Origin of the sequence: Bacillus cereus group sp. RP32 (assembly GCF_040459735.1) — a bacterium.
GTDB classification, from domain to species: Bacteria; Bacillota; Bacilli; order Bacillales; family Bacillaceae_G; genus Bacillus_A; species Bacillus_A wiedmannii.
On sequence record NZ_JARVHO010000001.1, the window covers coordinates 4,767,732 to 4,783,727 of the forward strand.

Consider the following 15,996-nt stretch of genomic DNA (forward strand, 5'->3'; position numbering starts at 1 on the left):
AAAACACCCAAAAAAACTCCTCTTATAGTTCCTTACATCTATTTCCTTACTAATTCATTTAGAGCTTTTCACATAACTAATCGCCTGACTCCCCATTTGCATCCATGCCTTTTCAAATTTTCCTCTCGGCACTTTTACATCTAGGCTATCCTCGAGAGGATCCCGAATATATACAAATTCTTCATCGTATCCAATCAGTACTACACAATGTTCATTATACGTAATAGAAACATCTCCGCTATTTGTTTCCCATGTAGTAAATTCATCTTCATCTAATGGCGCAAATGTTGCATTCGTAATCATAACTACCGGTTGTCCTGATTTTACACTCTTATAAAGTTCTTCTATACTCTTCCCTGTTAAGTCCACAGCTTTATTAGGTAAATACTTTTTCGCTAATTGAAAAAGTGGTCCGTGATATACACCATATCCAGATTCAGAAAAGGTATAAATATTCCCTACAAATCCTTCATTCGGATTCCCACGTACACCATCGTTCATAAAATCAACTTTCTTTATTTCATTTGCTAATTGCATCTTATCCACTGTAATGCCTGCATATTGTAACATCATCGCTAAGCTAGTCACTTCACAGCCTCTATCTAGCTCTGGTAATTGCTGAATTAAAGGTACATTCGATAAGATGACCTTTTCATCATTATTACTAAAATCTGCTTCTTTTCCGCTTTGTATATTGAAGAATGTTAACTTCTCCACATACTTTGTAATGCCATTTTTATATACATTCCATACTGCTATAGCTAGTAAAGCCATACATATATACCACTTCCATCTCCGTATCACTCTCACGCCCTTTTTAGTTCGTTAAATAAGAATAAAACGCGTCAGCATCCGTGCGAATCACCGGTACAAAATTTAGTTCTTTTCCTTTTTCAGGCTGATCTTTTTTAATTTTTTCTGCTAATTCTTGAACGTTCATATTCGTTTTATCCATATTAAGCTCATCTGCCATTTGTAACACTTTTTGTTCATTAATTTCGCTTAATACTTGATATATATCTTTACCATACAAATCAATATGATATTTTTTTGCTTCTTCCTGCACTTTTTGTTCGTACACTTCTTGCGCTAACGTTTCTATCTCTTTTCCTTTTTGTGAAATACCTAACTTCCCTGCTTCCTCTCTTACTTTCGTTCCATAGATTTCTTCCGCAATGTCTTCTATTTCTTTTCCATTTGTCGAAATGCCTAATTTATCCGCTTCATCATTAATTTTAATCGTATTAATTTGATTAATTAAATTTACAATCGTTGTATTTTCTATAGATATGCCTAGCTTTAACGCTTCTTGCTTCACTTTTGTTTCATAGATTTCTTCTGAAAGAGTTCCAACGTCTTTTCTTTCAATCGAAATTCCTAACTGTTCAGCTTCTCTTCCTACTTCCGTCTCATGAATTTCTTTTTCTAGCGTAATTTGTTCTTTCCCTTCCGTTTCAATACCTAGATTCTCCGCCTTTTCTTCTGTATGCACCGCATGTATCTTCCCATTATTTAATTGTTCTTTACTGCGCTGCGTGTAATTTGTCTTTCCTTGTGATGTTTCAGAAGGAGAGGCACCCCCTAATATGCTTAAGCTCATTACTCCAATAGTGAATACCGTCATCATTTTCTTTTTCAAAATTAATTCCTCCCTCTTACACTTTCTTTTCCATCATTCCCTATACATAATCGAAATAACATTATGATCGATATAATCTGCTCAAATACCTTTTTATAATCGCTTCTTCATAGGGCGAACTTTCTGTATATCATACATGTTATAAATAGTTTCTTAACTTTCCCTTAAAAAAAAAGACGACCTTGTAAAAACAAGATCGTCTTCTCACTTATATTCTTTGGTTTTTAGGGAAATTCACTTCAAAACAAGTACCCTCTCCCCATTTACTATCTACTAATATTTTCCCATAATGCTTTTCTACAATCCAATTTGCGATTGAAAGGCCTAATCCCGCTCCTTCTGACGCACTTCTCGCTTTATCACCTTGATAAAAACGATCAAATAATTTTGGGATGTCCTCATCTTTAACCCCTATCCCGTCATCTTTCACCCGTATACGAATTGAGCTGCTCGTTTGCGTACAATCGATTTGAATATGCCCGCCCCCATTTGTATACTTCATCGCATTATCTAACAATATGACCATCATTTGATGAATTCTCTCTCTATCACCCATAAAAGATATGTCATGTTCTACTTTCAATATCATCTCTTTTTCTTGATATGAAGCAATTTCCTTATATGGATCTACTATTTCTTCTAACAATTTATCCATTTCAAATGTTTTCTTATCCATCTCAATTTGATTAGAATCCGAACGTGCTAACAATAATAAATTAGTTACAAGCTTAGATAACCGTCTACACTCCTTTGAAATCGTAGAAATATCCATCGCTTTTTCTTCTATTGTCGCAGATGGTGACTGGAATAACACATCCGTTTTTGATTGAATAACCGCAAGTGGTGTCCTTAATTCATGCGATGCATCCGAAACGAACTGCTGCTGTTTCTCCCATGAATTTTGAATAGGTACGAGTGCCCTACCAGCTAAGAAAAAGCCGATTCCTATTGCACATAGACTTCCTATGCTACATCCAATTACAAGAATTAAAAGCAACGTACGCAGTACTTCTTTCTCAGTCGTAGTTTCACATAATATTTGAAGTGTAATGCTCTCTCCTAGCCTAGTAGCTCCCTGAACTGCACTGACTCTATAACTTTTCCCTTTTATCTCTATATCATAAAAATCCTCAACTTTTTTTGGAATTAACTTTATTTTATTTTCTTCCAAAAAACTACGATTGCGTGCTCTAGGATCAATTACTCGCAATTGATTACTTTCATCCCATATTAAGTAAAAAGCTCTTGAATCCCCTATACGTAACTCTTTATTCAAATCAAATCGTGGTGGACCTGCTGGCTTTTCTCTCGTTATCTTTATAATAAGGTCCTTTATTGAGCTATCTACTCCCTTATAAATTTCATTAGATGTATATGAATACACTAAACTTCCTAACACCCCAATTAATATAATAAATACTAACGAATTTATTATAGTCAATCGAATACGCGTCTTCTGAAACATGCTTCCCTTTTTCATTGTTCTTTTAATATATATCCAATACCACGAACGGTTTGAATATCTTTCTGATAACCGAATGGCTCTAATTTTTTACGTAAATGATGTACATACACTTCTACAATTGCTACTGTCGTATCTGAATCAAATCCCCAAACACGATCAAAAATTTGTTCACGCATTAAAATCTTTCCGCTATTTTGAATGAGATACTCTAGTAGCTCATATTGTTTCAATGTTAACTTCATACTTTGTCCATCTACTTGAACGTCTTTATCTTTTCCGAACAATTCAATGCCTTTATAGCGAATTGTTTGCTGCGTTGTTAAACTACCACTTCGTCGTAGTAAAGCACGAATTCTCGCTTTTAATTCAGGGGCCTGAAATGGCTTAACGATATAGTCATCTCCACCAAAGTCCAATCCCTTCACCCGATCTTCTAAAGAATCTCTCGCTGTTAAAAACAGGACTGGTGTTTCAATCTTTTCATCACGTATTTTTTGAATTACTTCAAAACCGTCCATTTCTGGCATCATCACATCCAGCAAAATGGCATCATATATATTTTGTAACGCTAGAAATAATCCATCTTCCCCATTCAATGCTGTATCTACTTCAAATTCATCGCGTAATATTTGGACAATAGACTCTAATAAAGAAGCATTATCTTCTACTACGAGTAAGCGCATATTCTCACCTTCCACCATATTGTTCAATTCTATTTATAATTATATTTTAACGTTTTTTTGATATGAAATTTGAAAGATTTATTATAAAAATTCTTCCTTAAATTTTTCTTAATAAAAAATTGAAAGAAATAAGATTCCCCTTATCTCTTTCAACTTTTTACTACGTATACCTTTTTACTCGGCAATTCTAAACAATTTAACTGGCCACCATATACAGCACCGCCATCAATCCCTATAATACGATTACTCCCAAAATACACGCCGCAATTCTCACTACCATGAAGCGTTTTTGTTTCCGTATGACCAAATACAACAACCTTTTCACCACTATACCCATTATGAAATTCATTACGAATCCACATTAACGTATAGGATTCACATTCCGAAACCTGCTTCAATGGCTCAACACCGGCATGTACAAATATATACTCTTCTGTTTCAATGTAATGATCTAATTCTTGAATAAACTTTACATGTTCCTCTAAAACATGCGATTGTAAAATCGGTTTTTGGAAGGCTTCCTCATTAACCACAATATCTTTTTCTACAAATCCATAGCTGTATAAAGTCTTATCTCCACCATTCCTTTTTACCCAATGATTCCATGAACGTTCCTCATCAGTCGTTAATGCCTTAATCATCATATCTTCATGATTGCCCTTTAGAATGAGGGCTCCCTCTTCTTTTAACTCCTTTACCTTTTCAATTACAGCACGCGCATTTGGACCACGATCTACATAATCTCCCAGTAAAATTAATTGATCCTGTCTTATATCATATTGAGCTTCTTCCAATAACCGTTCGAACTTTTCTATTTCTCCATGAATATCACTAATAACAAGAATTCTTTTCATATTATCCCCTTCTTTCTAAACCACTCTCTTTCTAATTATAGTTCAAAACAACAGAAATTTCTGAATACATGTTCAAAATCACATTTATCCCGCATTAACGGGCAGTAAGACTCCCACCTCAAATTTCGGCGAATGCGAGGAAGTTAGGTGGGAGATAACTGCCCGTAAAAGCCCGATTGGTTCAACTAATAATCAGTGGGGATGGACAAAACCCCCGCTGATTAAAGTGTCACTTTATTACAAACTAAACTATTGTCCTTACAACAATGTAAGTCTCTTGTCATCCAATTCGATAGTTGCAAGTGCTAGATTTCCTTATACTAAAAGTAAGAAATGAAACAAAAAACAAGGAGAGATGAGACATGAAAAAAGTGATGGAAGTTGTAGTAGCGGTGGCAGCGGTTTTCGTAAATGGCAAACAAGTTGCAATGGAGTTAAATAAATAATGAAAAGGACAAGATTCATTCTAGACCCTTTACTCATATAAAAGAGATAAGACTTCTTCATTTTTTTGATCCCTTATCTCCTTGTAAAAAAAGCCGTATCCTTTTTCGGGATACGGCTTTTTCTTATTGTCATTTTTCATTTACATACTTTATTATTCCTTTTACTATGTATCTATCCCTTCCCTCAAACAATTTTCTCAAAACAAAAATCCCATTCAAATACACATTACTGAATCCATCATACTAAATGACTTCTTCATTCTGTCTATCTAAATGAGATTATTTCGTACTTTTTATTTCTTTATCTTGTTATTCCACCGGTTGTGGTTGTGGCTGTACGACTTCATTCGCTCCAGCTAACCTCAACATATTTGCAATATCTTTAAAACCTCTTTTTTCAGCATATTGCAGTGGCGTAATATTTTCCTTATTGGCCATATTTACATCTGCCCCGTGGTCAATAAGCATTTGAATTACTTTCTTATGATTTTCACTACCATTTCCTAATACGATTGCTTCTACTACAGCTGTTCCACCACGATCATTTCTATAGTTCACATCAATATCTGTATGCTCTAATAACTCTTTTACGACCTCTACATGGCCACGTTCAGATGCAGAAATGAGTGCTGTTCCACCTGATTTAGTAGTTTCTTTCGTATTAACCCCTGCATTAATTAGTAGCTTTACAATGTCTGTATATCCTTCTCTACTTGCATAAAGAAATGGATTACTTTGTTTCTCATCTTTCCTTTCAATATTAGCACCTGCACCAATTAACGCTTTAACCGTCTCTACATGATTTTGATACGTTGCTGCAAGGATAGGAGTTTCTCCGTTGTCACCTTCTACGTTTATATTGGCTCCATCTTGAATCAACTTCATAGCTGTTTCCGTGTCGCCCAGAGTTGCAGAAAGTAGCAACTGTTTGTCCATTAAATTTATACTTTTTTCTTCTTTAGGTTCTTCCTGTTCTTTATGCTTTTCTTTTTTCTTTTCGTTTTTCACATGAACCGGTTTCGATTCTGGCTCCTCTTGCTTATCGCAAGCCACTACCGTCATTAAAAGTCCTAATAACATACATAATAAAATTTTTTGTTTTCTCACAACTACAGCTCCTATGAAAGATAATGTTTTCTTAACCATTCCTCCATCACATACAATAACTCTTCTTGAGTACATTTATCCATAAGCCCTTTATATTCCTTCTTTAATCGGATTATCTTAAAACCTATACTATGTTTCTCAACCTATTGGAATGATGTGCCTGATGGCCTCATCATTAACATTATGAAGCAATTAGTTTAGCACGATTTTACCGCATTTGTATACATTTCTAAAAAGTACATAAATGATTGCTTTAGGTTACTATATTCCATTGTAACCGTTCTTCTAAAATTTTTACACCTTTTCTATATTTGCACCTGAGTAATACTAAAAAAGACAACTTATGTAGTTGTCTTTTTTTAGTATTAATGATGACCACCGTGATTTCCCTTTTTCGGGTTCCCCATCATCTCTTTATTCATTTCCCATTTATGCTCTGCTAGCTCTTTATATGAAAGAACTTTCCCTTTATAGTTAGACACAAAGTTTTCTGCATCCTTTTTATTTTCAAATGAAATGACATTATAAGCCATCGGTGTCGTTATTGTTTTATCATATACGTAAGTCGCATCTTCTAACGAAATCCACTCTTTCGAATCATAATCTCGAACAAATTTTTCTTTCGTCTTTTCACCTGGATTAATCTCCATCCATTTATACATACAACCGATATCATCAAACTTTAACGCTTTTCCATTTTCTAAAATGACTTCTGTTGCAAATTGATTATCCATTACCCCAATTTGGCAAATATCACACTTATCATGTTTCTCATCAATTGCTACAGCCTCTGCTTGTTTCTTACCACATCCTACTATTGTAAAGACAAAGAATAAGCATATAGCAAGTGTCACATACTTTGTTCTCATTTTACTTCCTCCCTAACCGTATCTTCCACAAGGAGCATATCAAAAAGTTGTGTGAGATTTGTGAAAAAATAATGTACTTTTTGTAATATAAAAACCAAAAAAGATGTGTAGCCATTTCTACACATCTCTCATCATTCACAACCTGTAATTAATAAATCGTCTTCTAACTTAACTAATAATGTATCTGTATTAATTTGCTGACCAGCAACTACATTTACTAGCCTTATATTTCCACTAATACCAACCGCAACTTTTTCAAGCTCACCGTTATTTTTTCGGATCATCATTAAATTTTCCCACTCATATACGTAAGAAGATTCATTAACAAAAATCTCTTCTACTTTTCCTTCATAAGAACTATAAATCTCTTCAATTCTCGTTTTCATATAAAATCTACTCCCTATTTCACACTTCAATATTTTCATCTTATTCTACCATTCTTACGGGGAGCAGCTTACTTTTTAAAAATTCAAATTAACTACCGTGAACAAAATGACCAAAATAAAAATTATGCTTCTAATGATGTTATTTTTCAAATTATTTACCATTTGAATGAATGCTTTTATGATAAATAAAAAACACTTTTTCTGAATTTTCATTACTTTTTTTGAAAGCGCAATCATTTTTTTGAGGGGGAGATTACATGTTAGCACTACTTGGATTTGCGATGGTATTTGTCTTTATGTTTTTAATTATGACGAAACGTATGTCAGCACTAGTAGCATTAATATTAATTCCAATTACTTTCGCATTAATTGGCGGTTTTTATGCAAATATGGGACCCATGATGTTAGAAGGAATTCAAAAACTAGCACCTACTGGTATTATGCTTATGTTTGCTATTTTGTATTTTGGAATTATGATTGATAGCGGTTTATTTGATCCTGTCATTAGTAGGATTTTGAAATTTGTAAAAGGAGATCCTTTAAAAATTGTTGTTGGTACAGCGATTCTTACTATTATCGTTTCATTAGATGGGGATGGAACAACAACGTATATGATTACGGTTTCCGCAATGTACCCATTATATAAACGCCTTGGAATGAATCCACTTATATTAGCTGGGGTTGTTATGTTAGGAGCAGGAGTGACAAATCTTACACCGTGGGGCGGACCGACAGCTCGGGTTATGAGTGCTCTTGGACTAGACGCATCCGAGCTCTTTACACCACTTATACCAGGAATGATCGCTGGTGCAATTTGGGTCGTTTTCGTTGCTTACTATCTTGGCAAAAAAGAAAGAAAACGATTAGGAATTATGGATGTACAATACTTAAAACAAATGCAAACGATGGATGAGCAAGCTGCCACAGTAGAAGCTGCCGTTCATAAACGCCCTAAACTTCTATGGATTAACTTTTTATTAACTGTTACCTTACTTGTCTGTCTCATACTAGAAGTTATGCCGTTACCTGTTTTATTTACAATCGCTTTCGCCATTGCTGTTATGCTTAACTATCCGAACTTAGAACAACAGAAAGAACGTATTGCTTCTCACGCAGGAAACGTATTAGCCGTTGTTTCTCTCGTATTTGCCGCTGGAATTTTCACTGGTATTTTATCAGGAACAAAAATGGTAGATGCAATGGCTCAAAGTGTAGTCACTCTTATACCAGACGCTCTTGGACCACAACTACCGATTATTACAGCTCTTCTTAGTATGCCGTTCACATTTTTCATGTCCAATGATGCATTTTACTTCGGAGTATTACCTATTTTAACGAAAGCTGCCGCTGCTTACGGAATTAGTGCAGCTGAAATGGGACGTGCTTCATTACTCGGGCAACCTGTTCACTTATTAAGTCCTCTTGTCGCTTCCACTTATTTATTAGTCGGAATGGCCAAAGTTGATTTTGGTGAACATCAACGCTTTACGTTACTTTGGGCTGTTGGAACGACAATGGTGATGTTAATTACGGGAATTGTAATCGGAATTATTCCAATATAAGACGTAAAAAAACAGTAGAAGAAATGTAATTCTCTACTGTTTTTTTGTTATGAAGAAACAAGAAAATACCTTCTTTCTGGTCTCCCTACACTCCCATATATAAGCTCCGCATGAACTTTCTTTCCAGATATTAAATACTCTAAATAACGCCTCGCTGTTGATCGGCTTACCCCAACCATTGAGCTTAACACTTCTGCCGTAATACCTTCTTCATCAACTGCTAACATATGCTTTTTTATTTTTGCTAAAGTTAAAGGATCTATCCCTTTCGGGGCATATTCTATTTCATTTCCCTTTACGCCTCTTTGAGACCATAAATGTTCAATTTGTTCTATAGATAATTGATTAGTTTTTTTTAACTGCACAATCTTTTTTTGGTAACTTTCCAAACTCGCTTTAAATCGATCAAACATAAGTGGCTTTACGATATAATCTGTTACTCCGCCTCGTAGAGCGTGCCTCACTACATCTGTTTCCGATGCAGCTGTAATCATAATAATATCTGTATCATGCAAATTATGCCTAATATATGTGACAAGTTCGGTTCCTTGCATATCAGGTAAGTACACGTCTAATAAAACGAGCTGTGGCTTCACAAGCTCTAGCCATTCTTTCGCTTGTTCTCCAGTCGTTGCTGTTCCAATTACTTTAAATCCCTCAATCTTTTCAGTAAAACGACGATGAATGTCCGCAATTCGAATATCATCTTCTACAATCAATACTTCAATCTCCTCACCCATTACAATTCGCCTCTCTCTTTTGGTAATGCAATAATAAATAATGCACCACCTAAATCCCCTTTTTCGATTGCAATACTTCCATTTAAATCTTCTACTAACTCTTTCACTTTTGCTAATCCATATCCTCGTTTCCCGCCTTCTTTCGTAGAGAAGCCTTTATAAAATATGCTAGTAATGACTTCATCATGAATCCCTTGTCCTGAATCTTCCACTTCAATTACTATCTCTTCTCCAATATCAGTTACAAACATCCTTACCTTCTTATCATTCTCTTCATTTCTTTCAATTGCTTCAAATGCATTCGTAATTAAATTTCCTAAAATAGAAACGACGTAATTACTCTCAATATGCGGGCTTAATTTATCTAAGCTACTTTCTCGATCTAGCATAAAATCAATCTTTAACTCTCGCGCTCTATTATAGAATCCAATTAAAATTCCACCTAACCATGGATTTTGAATTCGCTTCATAATAAATTGAACAAAATCTTGATATACCGCTGTTTCCTTATGAATAAGCTCTAAAGCATCTTCATATGATTCTAACTGGATAAGACCTGAAAGCGTATACAACAAATTGTTATATTCATGCGTTTGCGCTCGTAATGCCTCTGTATATTGCTTCGTCTGAGATAACTCTGCTGTTAACTGATCCATTTCAGATTTCAAACGTAAGCTCGATACGACGCCAGTTACTTTATTTTTCACTTTAATAGGTAGACGGTTCGCAATAACAGCCTGCCCTTTTATATTTAATTGACGATCAAACTGTTCTTCACCAGTTTGAAGTACATCTAGTATCGTTGAATTAGGAATTACATTTAAAATAAATTCTCCAATAATATTACGCTGTTCATCTAACGAAAGAATATCATAAGCCGCTTGATTGACTAAACTAATCATGCCATTGTGATCAATTACAATAATCCCTTCACGTACAGATTGAATCACTGTACTATGCTCTTCATATAAAGATGAAATTTCTTCTGGCTCCATCCCAAACATCATTCTTTTTATACTTCCGGCTAAATATATAGAACCAATTATCCCGATTAAAAGACCTATTACTGTAATCCAAAATACACGCTTTCCATATACTTCTACCGCTCCATGAATATCATCCATTGAAAATCCAACAGACACCACGCCTATAATTTCATTTTCCTGATTACGGATTGGAACTTTGCCGCGTAATGAAGGACCTAATGATCCAGTTGCTTTCGAAATATAAGATTTTCCTTCTAATAGAACTCCTTTATTATCTCCACCAACCATTGCTTCTCCTATTTTATCTCGCTTAGGATGTGCATATCGAATCCCCTCTTTGTTTCCAACTACAATAAAATCAGCATCTGTATCAATTCGAATTTTTTCTGCAATTGGCTGAATGATAGAAGCTGGGTTTTCTTTTTGAAAAGCTTCCGTTATTTCAGGTATAGCAGCAACTGTTTTCGCAACATGCAAAGCCCGTTTCCCAATTTGCTCTTCTACCGTTTCAGACAATATGTAATAAAATAAATAACTTGTTAATAGAAGTACGACTAGAATAAGTGTACTAATTGTTATTGTAATTCTCGGTTGTAGTTTTAACTTTTTAAATTTCAAAACCATTCCCCTAACATAATTAAAGATAGAATTTAATGAATTTACAGTCTTTTGCGATTACAACTAATCATAACACGGTTACTCTATATTTCTTTATTTTTATCTTCACAAAAAAAGAAACGAAGTACAATTACTACCTCGTTTCTTAACATTTTTTTATTACACTTTAAATTTCCCAATCATCTCTTGTAATTCTTCTGCCATTTGCGATAAATGAACTGCTGCTGCATTGATTTCATCTACCGAAGCTAATTGTTCTTCTGAAGAACCAGCAATATTTTGAACGCTTGCTGCATTTTCTTCAATTGTAGCTGCAATTTCATTAATAGATGCACTAACTTGTTTTGCATCTACTGTCATTTGTTCCGCTACTTCTACCATACTATCAATTTGTACAACTGTATCATCTGTAGACTTCAATATTTCAGCGAAGCTTTGCTTCGTTTCATTTGCAACTACAAGTCCTGATTGTACTTCTGTTCCAACTTGCTTCATAGAGCTTACTGTTTCTTTTATGTCAAATTGTATCTCTTTTACTAGTTTTCCAATTTCCGTAGAAGACTGTCCTGATTGTTCTGCTAACTTTCGCACTTCATCTGCTACAATTGCAAATCCTCTTCCTTGTTCTCCAGCTCTCGCAGCCTCAATTGCAGCATTTAATGCTAATAAATTTGTCTGCTCTGCAATATGTTGAATTACCTCAAGGATTGCTCCAATTTGTTTCGACTTATCATCTAGCAAAACAATAACTTTATCTGATTGTGAAACAGACTCATGGATTAATTGCATTTGATTCACCGTTTGTTCAACTAACTTCCCACCATCTTCAGCCTTTTTCTTCGTATACATAGATGCTGTGGATACTAATGAAGAACTGTCTGCCACACGTTGAATTCCTTCTGTAACTTCTTCTAATAATGTTGCGCCTTCTTCGACTTCTTTCGTTTGTATTTCCGCTCCACTCGACACTTGCTCTATCGCTTGTGTAATTTGTTCCGTCGCTTCACTCGTCTGCTTCATACTAGCTGTTAATTCTTCTGAAGATGCCGCTACATGACCTGCTGAAGTATTTATATTGGAAATGACATTCTGTAATGATGCTGCCATCTCGTTAAAGCTTTCTCCTAGCTGTCCAATTTCATCTTTAGAATGAACTGTAATGGATTCTGTTAAATCGCCTTCACTAATCTTTTTCGACGATATAACAAGTTGTTTTAACGGACTAATAATAGAAGCAATTATGAAGTAAATTAAAATCCCGCCAATTATTAATGAAATACCAATAACAGTTATCGTTTTATAGAAAATAGGTTCAGCAGCTTCAATAATTTCTTTTGCAGGCATAATTCCTGCTATTTTCCATCCAGTTATCTTATTTGTTTTAAAAGTGATATGACGATCTTCACCATCTAATCTGAAATTAAAATCACCTGTTTCTTGTTTGTACAACTCTTTTTCAAGTTTCTCTTCTACCTTATCACCTGGCTTCATCGTTGGATGTGCTACCACATTTTTATCTTGATCAAAAATTGCTACATATCCACTTTTACCGATATTAACCATCTTTGAAGTGTTTACGATATCATTAATAATTAAATCAATACCAAGAACACCGCTCTTATCCTCATTTTGTTTTGCTATTGTAATAACAATATTTCCTGTCGTTTTTGATTTATATGGAGCTGTAATAATTACTTCTCCACTTTTTTTCACTGCCTCTTTATACCAATCTCTTTCTGTAGGATTATATCCTTCTGGCATTTGAATAGACGGTGATTGAATAAACTGCCCATTGCTGGATCCAGTATAGATGGCTTCCAGTTCTGGATGTAACTTATTATATTCTTCTAGTTTAGTTTGGATATTTTGTATTTGATCCGTTTGGTAACTTGATTGTGTAAATAGTTTCGTAAAATAAACTGCATCTACTTTTTTACTATCCAATTCTTTATTAATTACATTATCCAAAATTTTTATATTGTCTTTCGCCGATTGTGAAATCGTCTCATTAAAGTTTGTCTTCGCTTGCTGATAAGACGTCCAACCAATTACAATACTTGGAAGAATCAAAATGATAACAAATGACACAAGTAACTTTGCTTTTAAACTACTACTCCTTAATTTCCCTTGAAACATATTTCTACCCCTCCATACCGTTTTAAATGTAATTGTTTTACATTTAATTTCTTTATATAAATCATACGATTCAAATGTATCAATGCGACTCTCTATCTCTTTCTCTATTGAAGAGTTGATACATACCTTTTTCATTCTATATAAATTAAATAATTAAAACAATATATAAAAATGTATATTATTCGAAATATTATAATTCACAGAAGAACCTCTAGTATCTCACTTACTAGAGGTTCCTCCCGCTTTACTATTCTTTATCTTTTTCTACTTCTTTTTTCGCATCTTCTACTACAGATACAACAGGTTTATCGTTTGATAATTGTTGTACTGCTCCTTTTCCAGCAAATCCTTCTAATAACTCTTTTAAATCAATGCCAGAAGAAGCTTTTAATGTTTCTTGCATCGTTGCCATTAAATCAGTCGCATAACCTGCAACTTTTCCGGCACCGCTATTTTTACCACCGCCACCTGTATCGACAACTGTAATTTTATCAATGTTGCTAAGTGGGCTTGCAACTTCCTTCGCATAACTTGGAAGCATGTTAAGAACCATATCCATAATCGCCGCTTGGCCATATAACTCAAATGCCTCTGCAATTTTTTGTTTCGCTTCCGCTTCTGCTAACCCTTTTAATCTGATAACATCTGCTTCCGCTGTACCTTGTGCTTTTTGTACTTCTGCTTTTGCTTGCCCTTGCGCTTTTTCGATTTCTGCCTTCGCTAAACCTTCTACACGAACTTCTTCTGCACGTGCTCTTGCTTCCGCTTCAATTTTATATTGATCTGCATCTGCTTTTTTCATTTGTTTTACTTTTTCCGCTTCTGCTGATTGTTCAACAGCATAGCGATCTGCATCTGCCTTTTTCTTTACTTCTGCATCATATTGCTTTTCACGACGCGCAATCTCTTTTTCTTCTAATTCAATTTGCTTTTCACGCTCAATGATTTTAACTCGCATTTGCTCTTCTGTAACACCTTGTTGCGCTTTTGCTTGTTGTAATTCATAGGAAAGATCTGCATCTGCGCGAGCTTGTTCTTGGTCTCTCTTATAAGATTGTACTTTTAACTCTTTATGTTTTTCAGCTTCAGCGATTTGTGCATCACGTTGATACTCAGCTTCTTTCGCTTCTTTCTCAGCACGAGCTTTTTCAATTCGCGCCTCTTTTTCACGCTCTGCATTTGCAACTGTTGCATCACGCTTAACCATCGCAATTTGTGGCTGACCAAGTGCATCTAAGTAACCGTTCTTATCCATGATTTCTTTAATTGTAAAGGAAACGATGCGAAGTCCCATCTTCTTTAAATCTGTAGAAGCTACTTCATGTACCTTTTGAGCAAATTGCTCTCTATTACTATAGGCATCTTCTACTGTCATAGAAGATAAAATAGCACGTAGATGCCCTTCTAAAACTTCTTTTGCTTCTATTTTCAATTCTTCTGTTTCTTTTCCTAAATATTGTTCAGCTGCTGTAGAAACTTCTTCAATGGTAGACCCTACTTTAATAATAGAAACACCGTTTACTGTAATCGGTACACCTTGTTTCGTATACGTATCACGTGTTCCCACTTCTAATTTGTAGTTTAATAGACTTAAAGGCTCTGCTCTTTGCATAATCGGAACTACGAAAGTACCGCCACCACGAATAATCTTAATCTTCTTTCCATCATCAGTGGTAACTACATTTTTCCCGCCACCAAGCCAGTTTCCAGTAACAATTAATGCTTCATCTGGTCCAACTGTTCGATACTTTGTAATGAATACTAAAATGAGTAGAATTAAAATTGCGAGTAATACTCCACCGATAATTAATGGAATCGTCATGTAAATTCCCCCTTATAATTTTGGTTTCTTTAAAGAATAAGCGATGTTCTGTACAAGCAGAACACCATCTTGGACTCCCTCGATAATAACTTCAGTTCCTTGTGAAATATCTTTCTTTCCAACTGTTTTAGCTAGGATTGCATTGTTTCCAAATTGGGAGGAAATTAATACTTCTCCAAATCCTTCTGTAGGAATAGTCGTAATGACCTCTCCCTTACAACCAATAAATTCATCCATACGCTGCACAGTGTTTTGTTCTGCTTCTGCAATCTGCTTTAAAATTAATATTTTCATTATGAAAACACCAATAAAGGATATAGCAAATGCAGACCCGAAAATAAGAATGCTATTAAAGGAAAATAAATATTCTCCTATATAACTAAGTCCACATAACATGGCAAAAAAACTAAGTAATAAAGTAACAACGGATACAGATCCGCCTCCAAAACTAAATATGGATTCAAATATATCTCCAAAAAAGATATAAATAACAGTGAGTATAGTAGCAATAATAAATCCGTATAAATAAATTGTTTCAAGTGGATAACCAAACAAAGCCATTTCTTATCCCCCTCTCTTAAACAATCCCTTTTTTGTTATGTGTATGCCCCACCTCTTTCAAAGATTATAGTTCTTAATTTTCAGTTATTTACCCTTTAAAGAAAAGCCTGTAAGACAGGCCC

14 protein-coding genes and 1 pseudogene are annotated in these 15,996 nt (G+C 34.7%); 1 reads left to right on the forward strand and 14 read right to left on the reverse strand.

Annotated features, from left to right (window positions below; genetic code table 11):
* Window positions 1–54 precede the first annotated feature (54 nt).
* The 8 genes from QCI46_RS24540 to QCI46_RS24575 all read right to left on the reverse strand — a co-directional run bounded on the left by QCI46_RS24540 (window position 55) and on the right by QCI46_RS24575 (window position 7,449).
* Window positions 55–804 (reverse strand): C39 family peptidase, encoded by a 750-nt coding sequence (locus QCI46_RS24540; protein ID WP_116442942.1) that lies wholly within the window; start codon window positions 802–804, stop codon window positions 55–57.
* 13 nt (window positions 805–817) lie between these two features.
* Window positions 818–1,639 (reverse strand): hypothetical protein, encoded by an 822-nt coding sequence (locus QCI46_RS24545; RefSeq protein ID WP_048541620.1) that lies wholly within the window; start codon window positions 1,637–1,639, stop codon window positions 818–820.
* 208 nt (window positions 1,640–1,847) lie between these two features.
* A complete protein-coding gene (locus QCI46_RS24550; protein WP_353841646.1) occupies window positions 1,848–3,119 on the reverse strand; it encodes a sensor histidine kinase in 1,272 nt (423 codons plus the stop codon).
* The gene (locus tag QCI46_RS24555; protein WP_327958232.1) at window positions 3,116–3,787 is read right to left on the reverse strand and encodes a response regulator transcription factor; all 672 of its coding nucleotides are present in this window, start codon (window positions 3,785–3,787) and stop codon (window positions 3,116–3,118) included. Before QCI46_RS24555 ends, QCI46_RS24550 begins: the two co-directional genes overlap by 4 nt.
* A 149-nt stretch (window positions 3,788–3,936) precedes the next feature.
* Window positions 3,937–4,641 (reverse strand): metallophosphoesterase family protein, encoded by a 705-nt coding sequence (locus tag QCI46_RS24560; protein ID WP_353841647.1) that lies wholly within the window; start codon window positions 4,639–4,641, stop codon window positions 3,937–3,939.
* A 755-nt stretch (window positions 4,642–5,396) separates the two neighbouring features.
* A complete protein-coding gene (locus tag QCI46_RS24565; protein WP_097857531.1) occupies window positions 5,397–6,269 on the reverse strand; it encodes an ankyrin repeat domain-containing protein in 873 nt (290 codons plus the stop codon).
* A gap of 290 nt (window positions 6,270–6,559) precedes the next feature.
* Entirely contained in the window at window positions 6,560–7,063 is a 504-nt protein-coding gene (locus QCI46_RS24570; RefSeq protein ID WP_001259409.1) for a nitrous oxide reductase accessory protein NosL, read from the reverse strand.
* Between the two features lie 131 nt (window positions 7,064–7,194).
* The gene (locus tag QCI46_RS24575) at window positions 7,195–7,449 is read right to left on the reverse strand and encodes a hypothetical protein (protein ID WP_131935285.1); all 255 of its coding nucleotides are present in this window, start codon (window positions 7,447–7,449) and stop codon (window positions 7,195–7,197) included.
* Between the two features lie 257 nt (window positions 7,450–7,706).
* Between QCI46_RS24575 and QCI46_RS24580 the strand changes: the two genes are divergently transcribed.
* Complete coding sequence (locus QCI46_RS24580; RefSeq protein ID WP_000880452.1) at window positions 7,707–9,011, forward strand: CitMHS family transporter; 1,305 nt, start codon at window positions 7,707–7,709, stop codon at window positions 9,009–9,011.
* A gap of 47 nt (window positions 9,012–9,058) precedes the next feature.
* Here QCI46_RS24580 and QCI46_RS24585 read toward each other — a convergent pair whose 3' ends face one another.
* From QCI46_RS24585 to QCI46_RS24605, 6 genes and pseudogenes are all read right to left on the reverse strand, one after another.
* Window positions 9,059–9,751 carry a response regulator gene (locus QCI46_RS24585; protein WP_353841648.1) on the reverse strand — a complete coding sequence of 231 codons (693 nt, stop codon included), beginning with the start codon at window positions 9,749–9,751 and terminating at the stop codon, window positions 9,059–9,061.
* Entirely contained in the window at window positions 9,751–11,361 is a 1,611-nt protein-coding gene (locus QCI46_RS24590; RefSeq protein WP_483299023.1) for an ATP-binding protein, read from the reverse strand. The genes QCI46_RS24585 and QCI46_RS24590 overlap by 1 nt, the downstream gene beginning before the upstream one ends.
* A 153-nt stretch (window positions 11,362–11,514) precedes the next feature.
* Entirely contained in the window at window positions 11,515–12,462 is a 948-nt protein-coding gene (locus QCI46_RS29945) for a methyl-accepting chemotaxis protein (RefSeq protein WP_370458318.1), read from the reverse strand.
* Window positions 12,457–13,626: pseudogene (locus tag QCI46_RS29950) on the reverse strand (HAMP domain-containing protein); the annotation flags it as partial. The gene QCI46_RS29945 and the pseudogene QCI46_RS29950, both read right to left, overlap by 6 nt.
* A 112-nt stretch (window positions 13,627–13,738) precedes the next feature.
* Complete coding sequence (locus tag QCI46_RS24600; protein ID WP_000154996.1) at window positions 13,739–15,313, reverse strand: flotillin lipid rafts scaffold protein FloT; 1,575 nt, start codon at window positions 15,311–15,313, stop codon at window positions 13,739–13,741.
* A gap of 12 nt (window positions 15,314–15,325) precedes the next feature.
* Entirely contained in the window at window positions 15,326–15,874 is a 549-nt protein-coding gene (locus tag QCI46_RS24605) for an NfeD family protein (protein WP_353841650.1), read from the reverse strand.
* Between the last annotated feature and the right edge of the window lie 122 nt (window positions 15,875–15,996).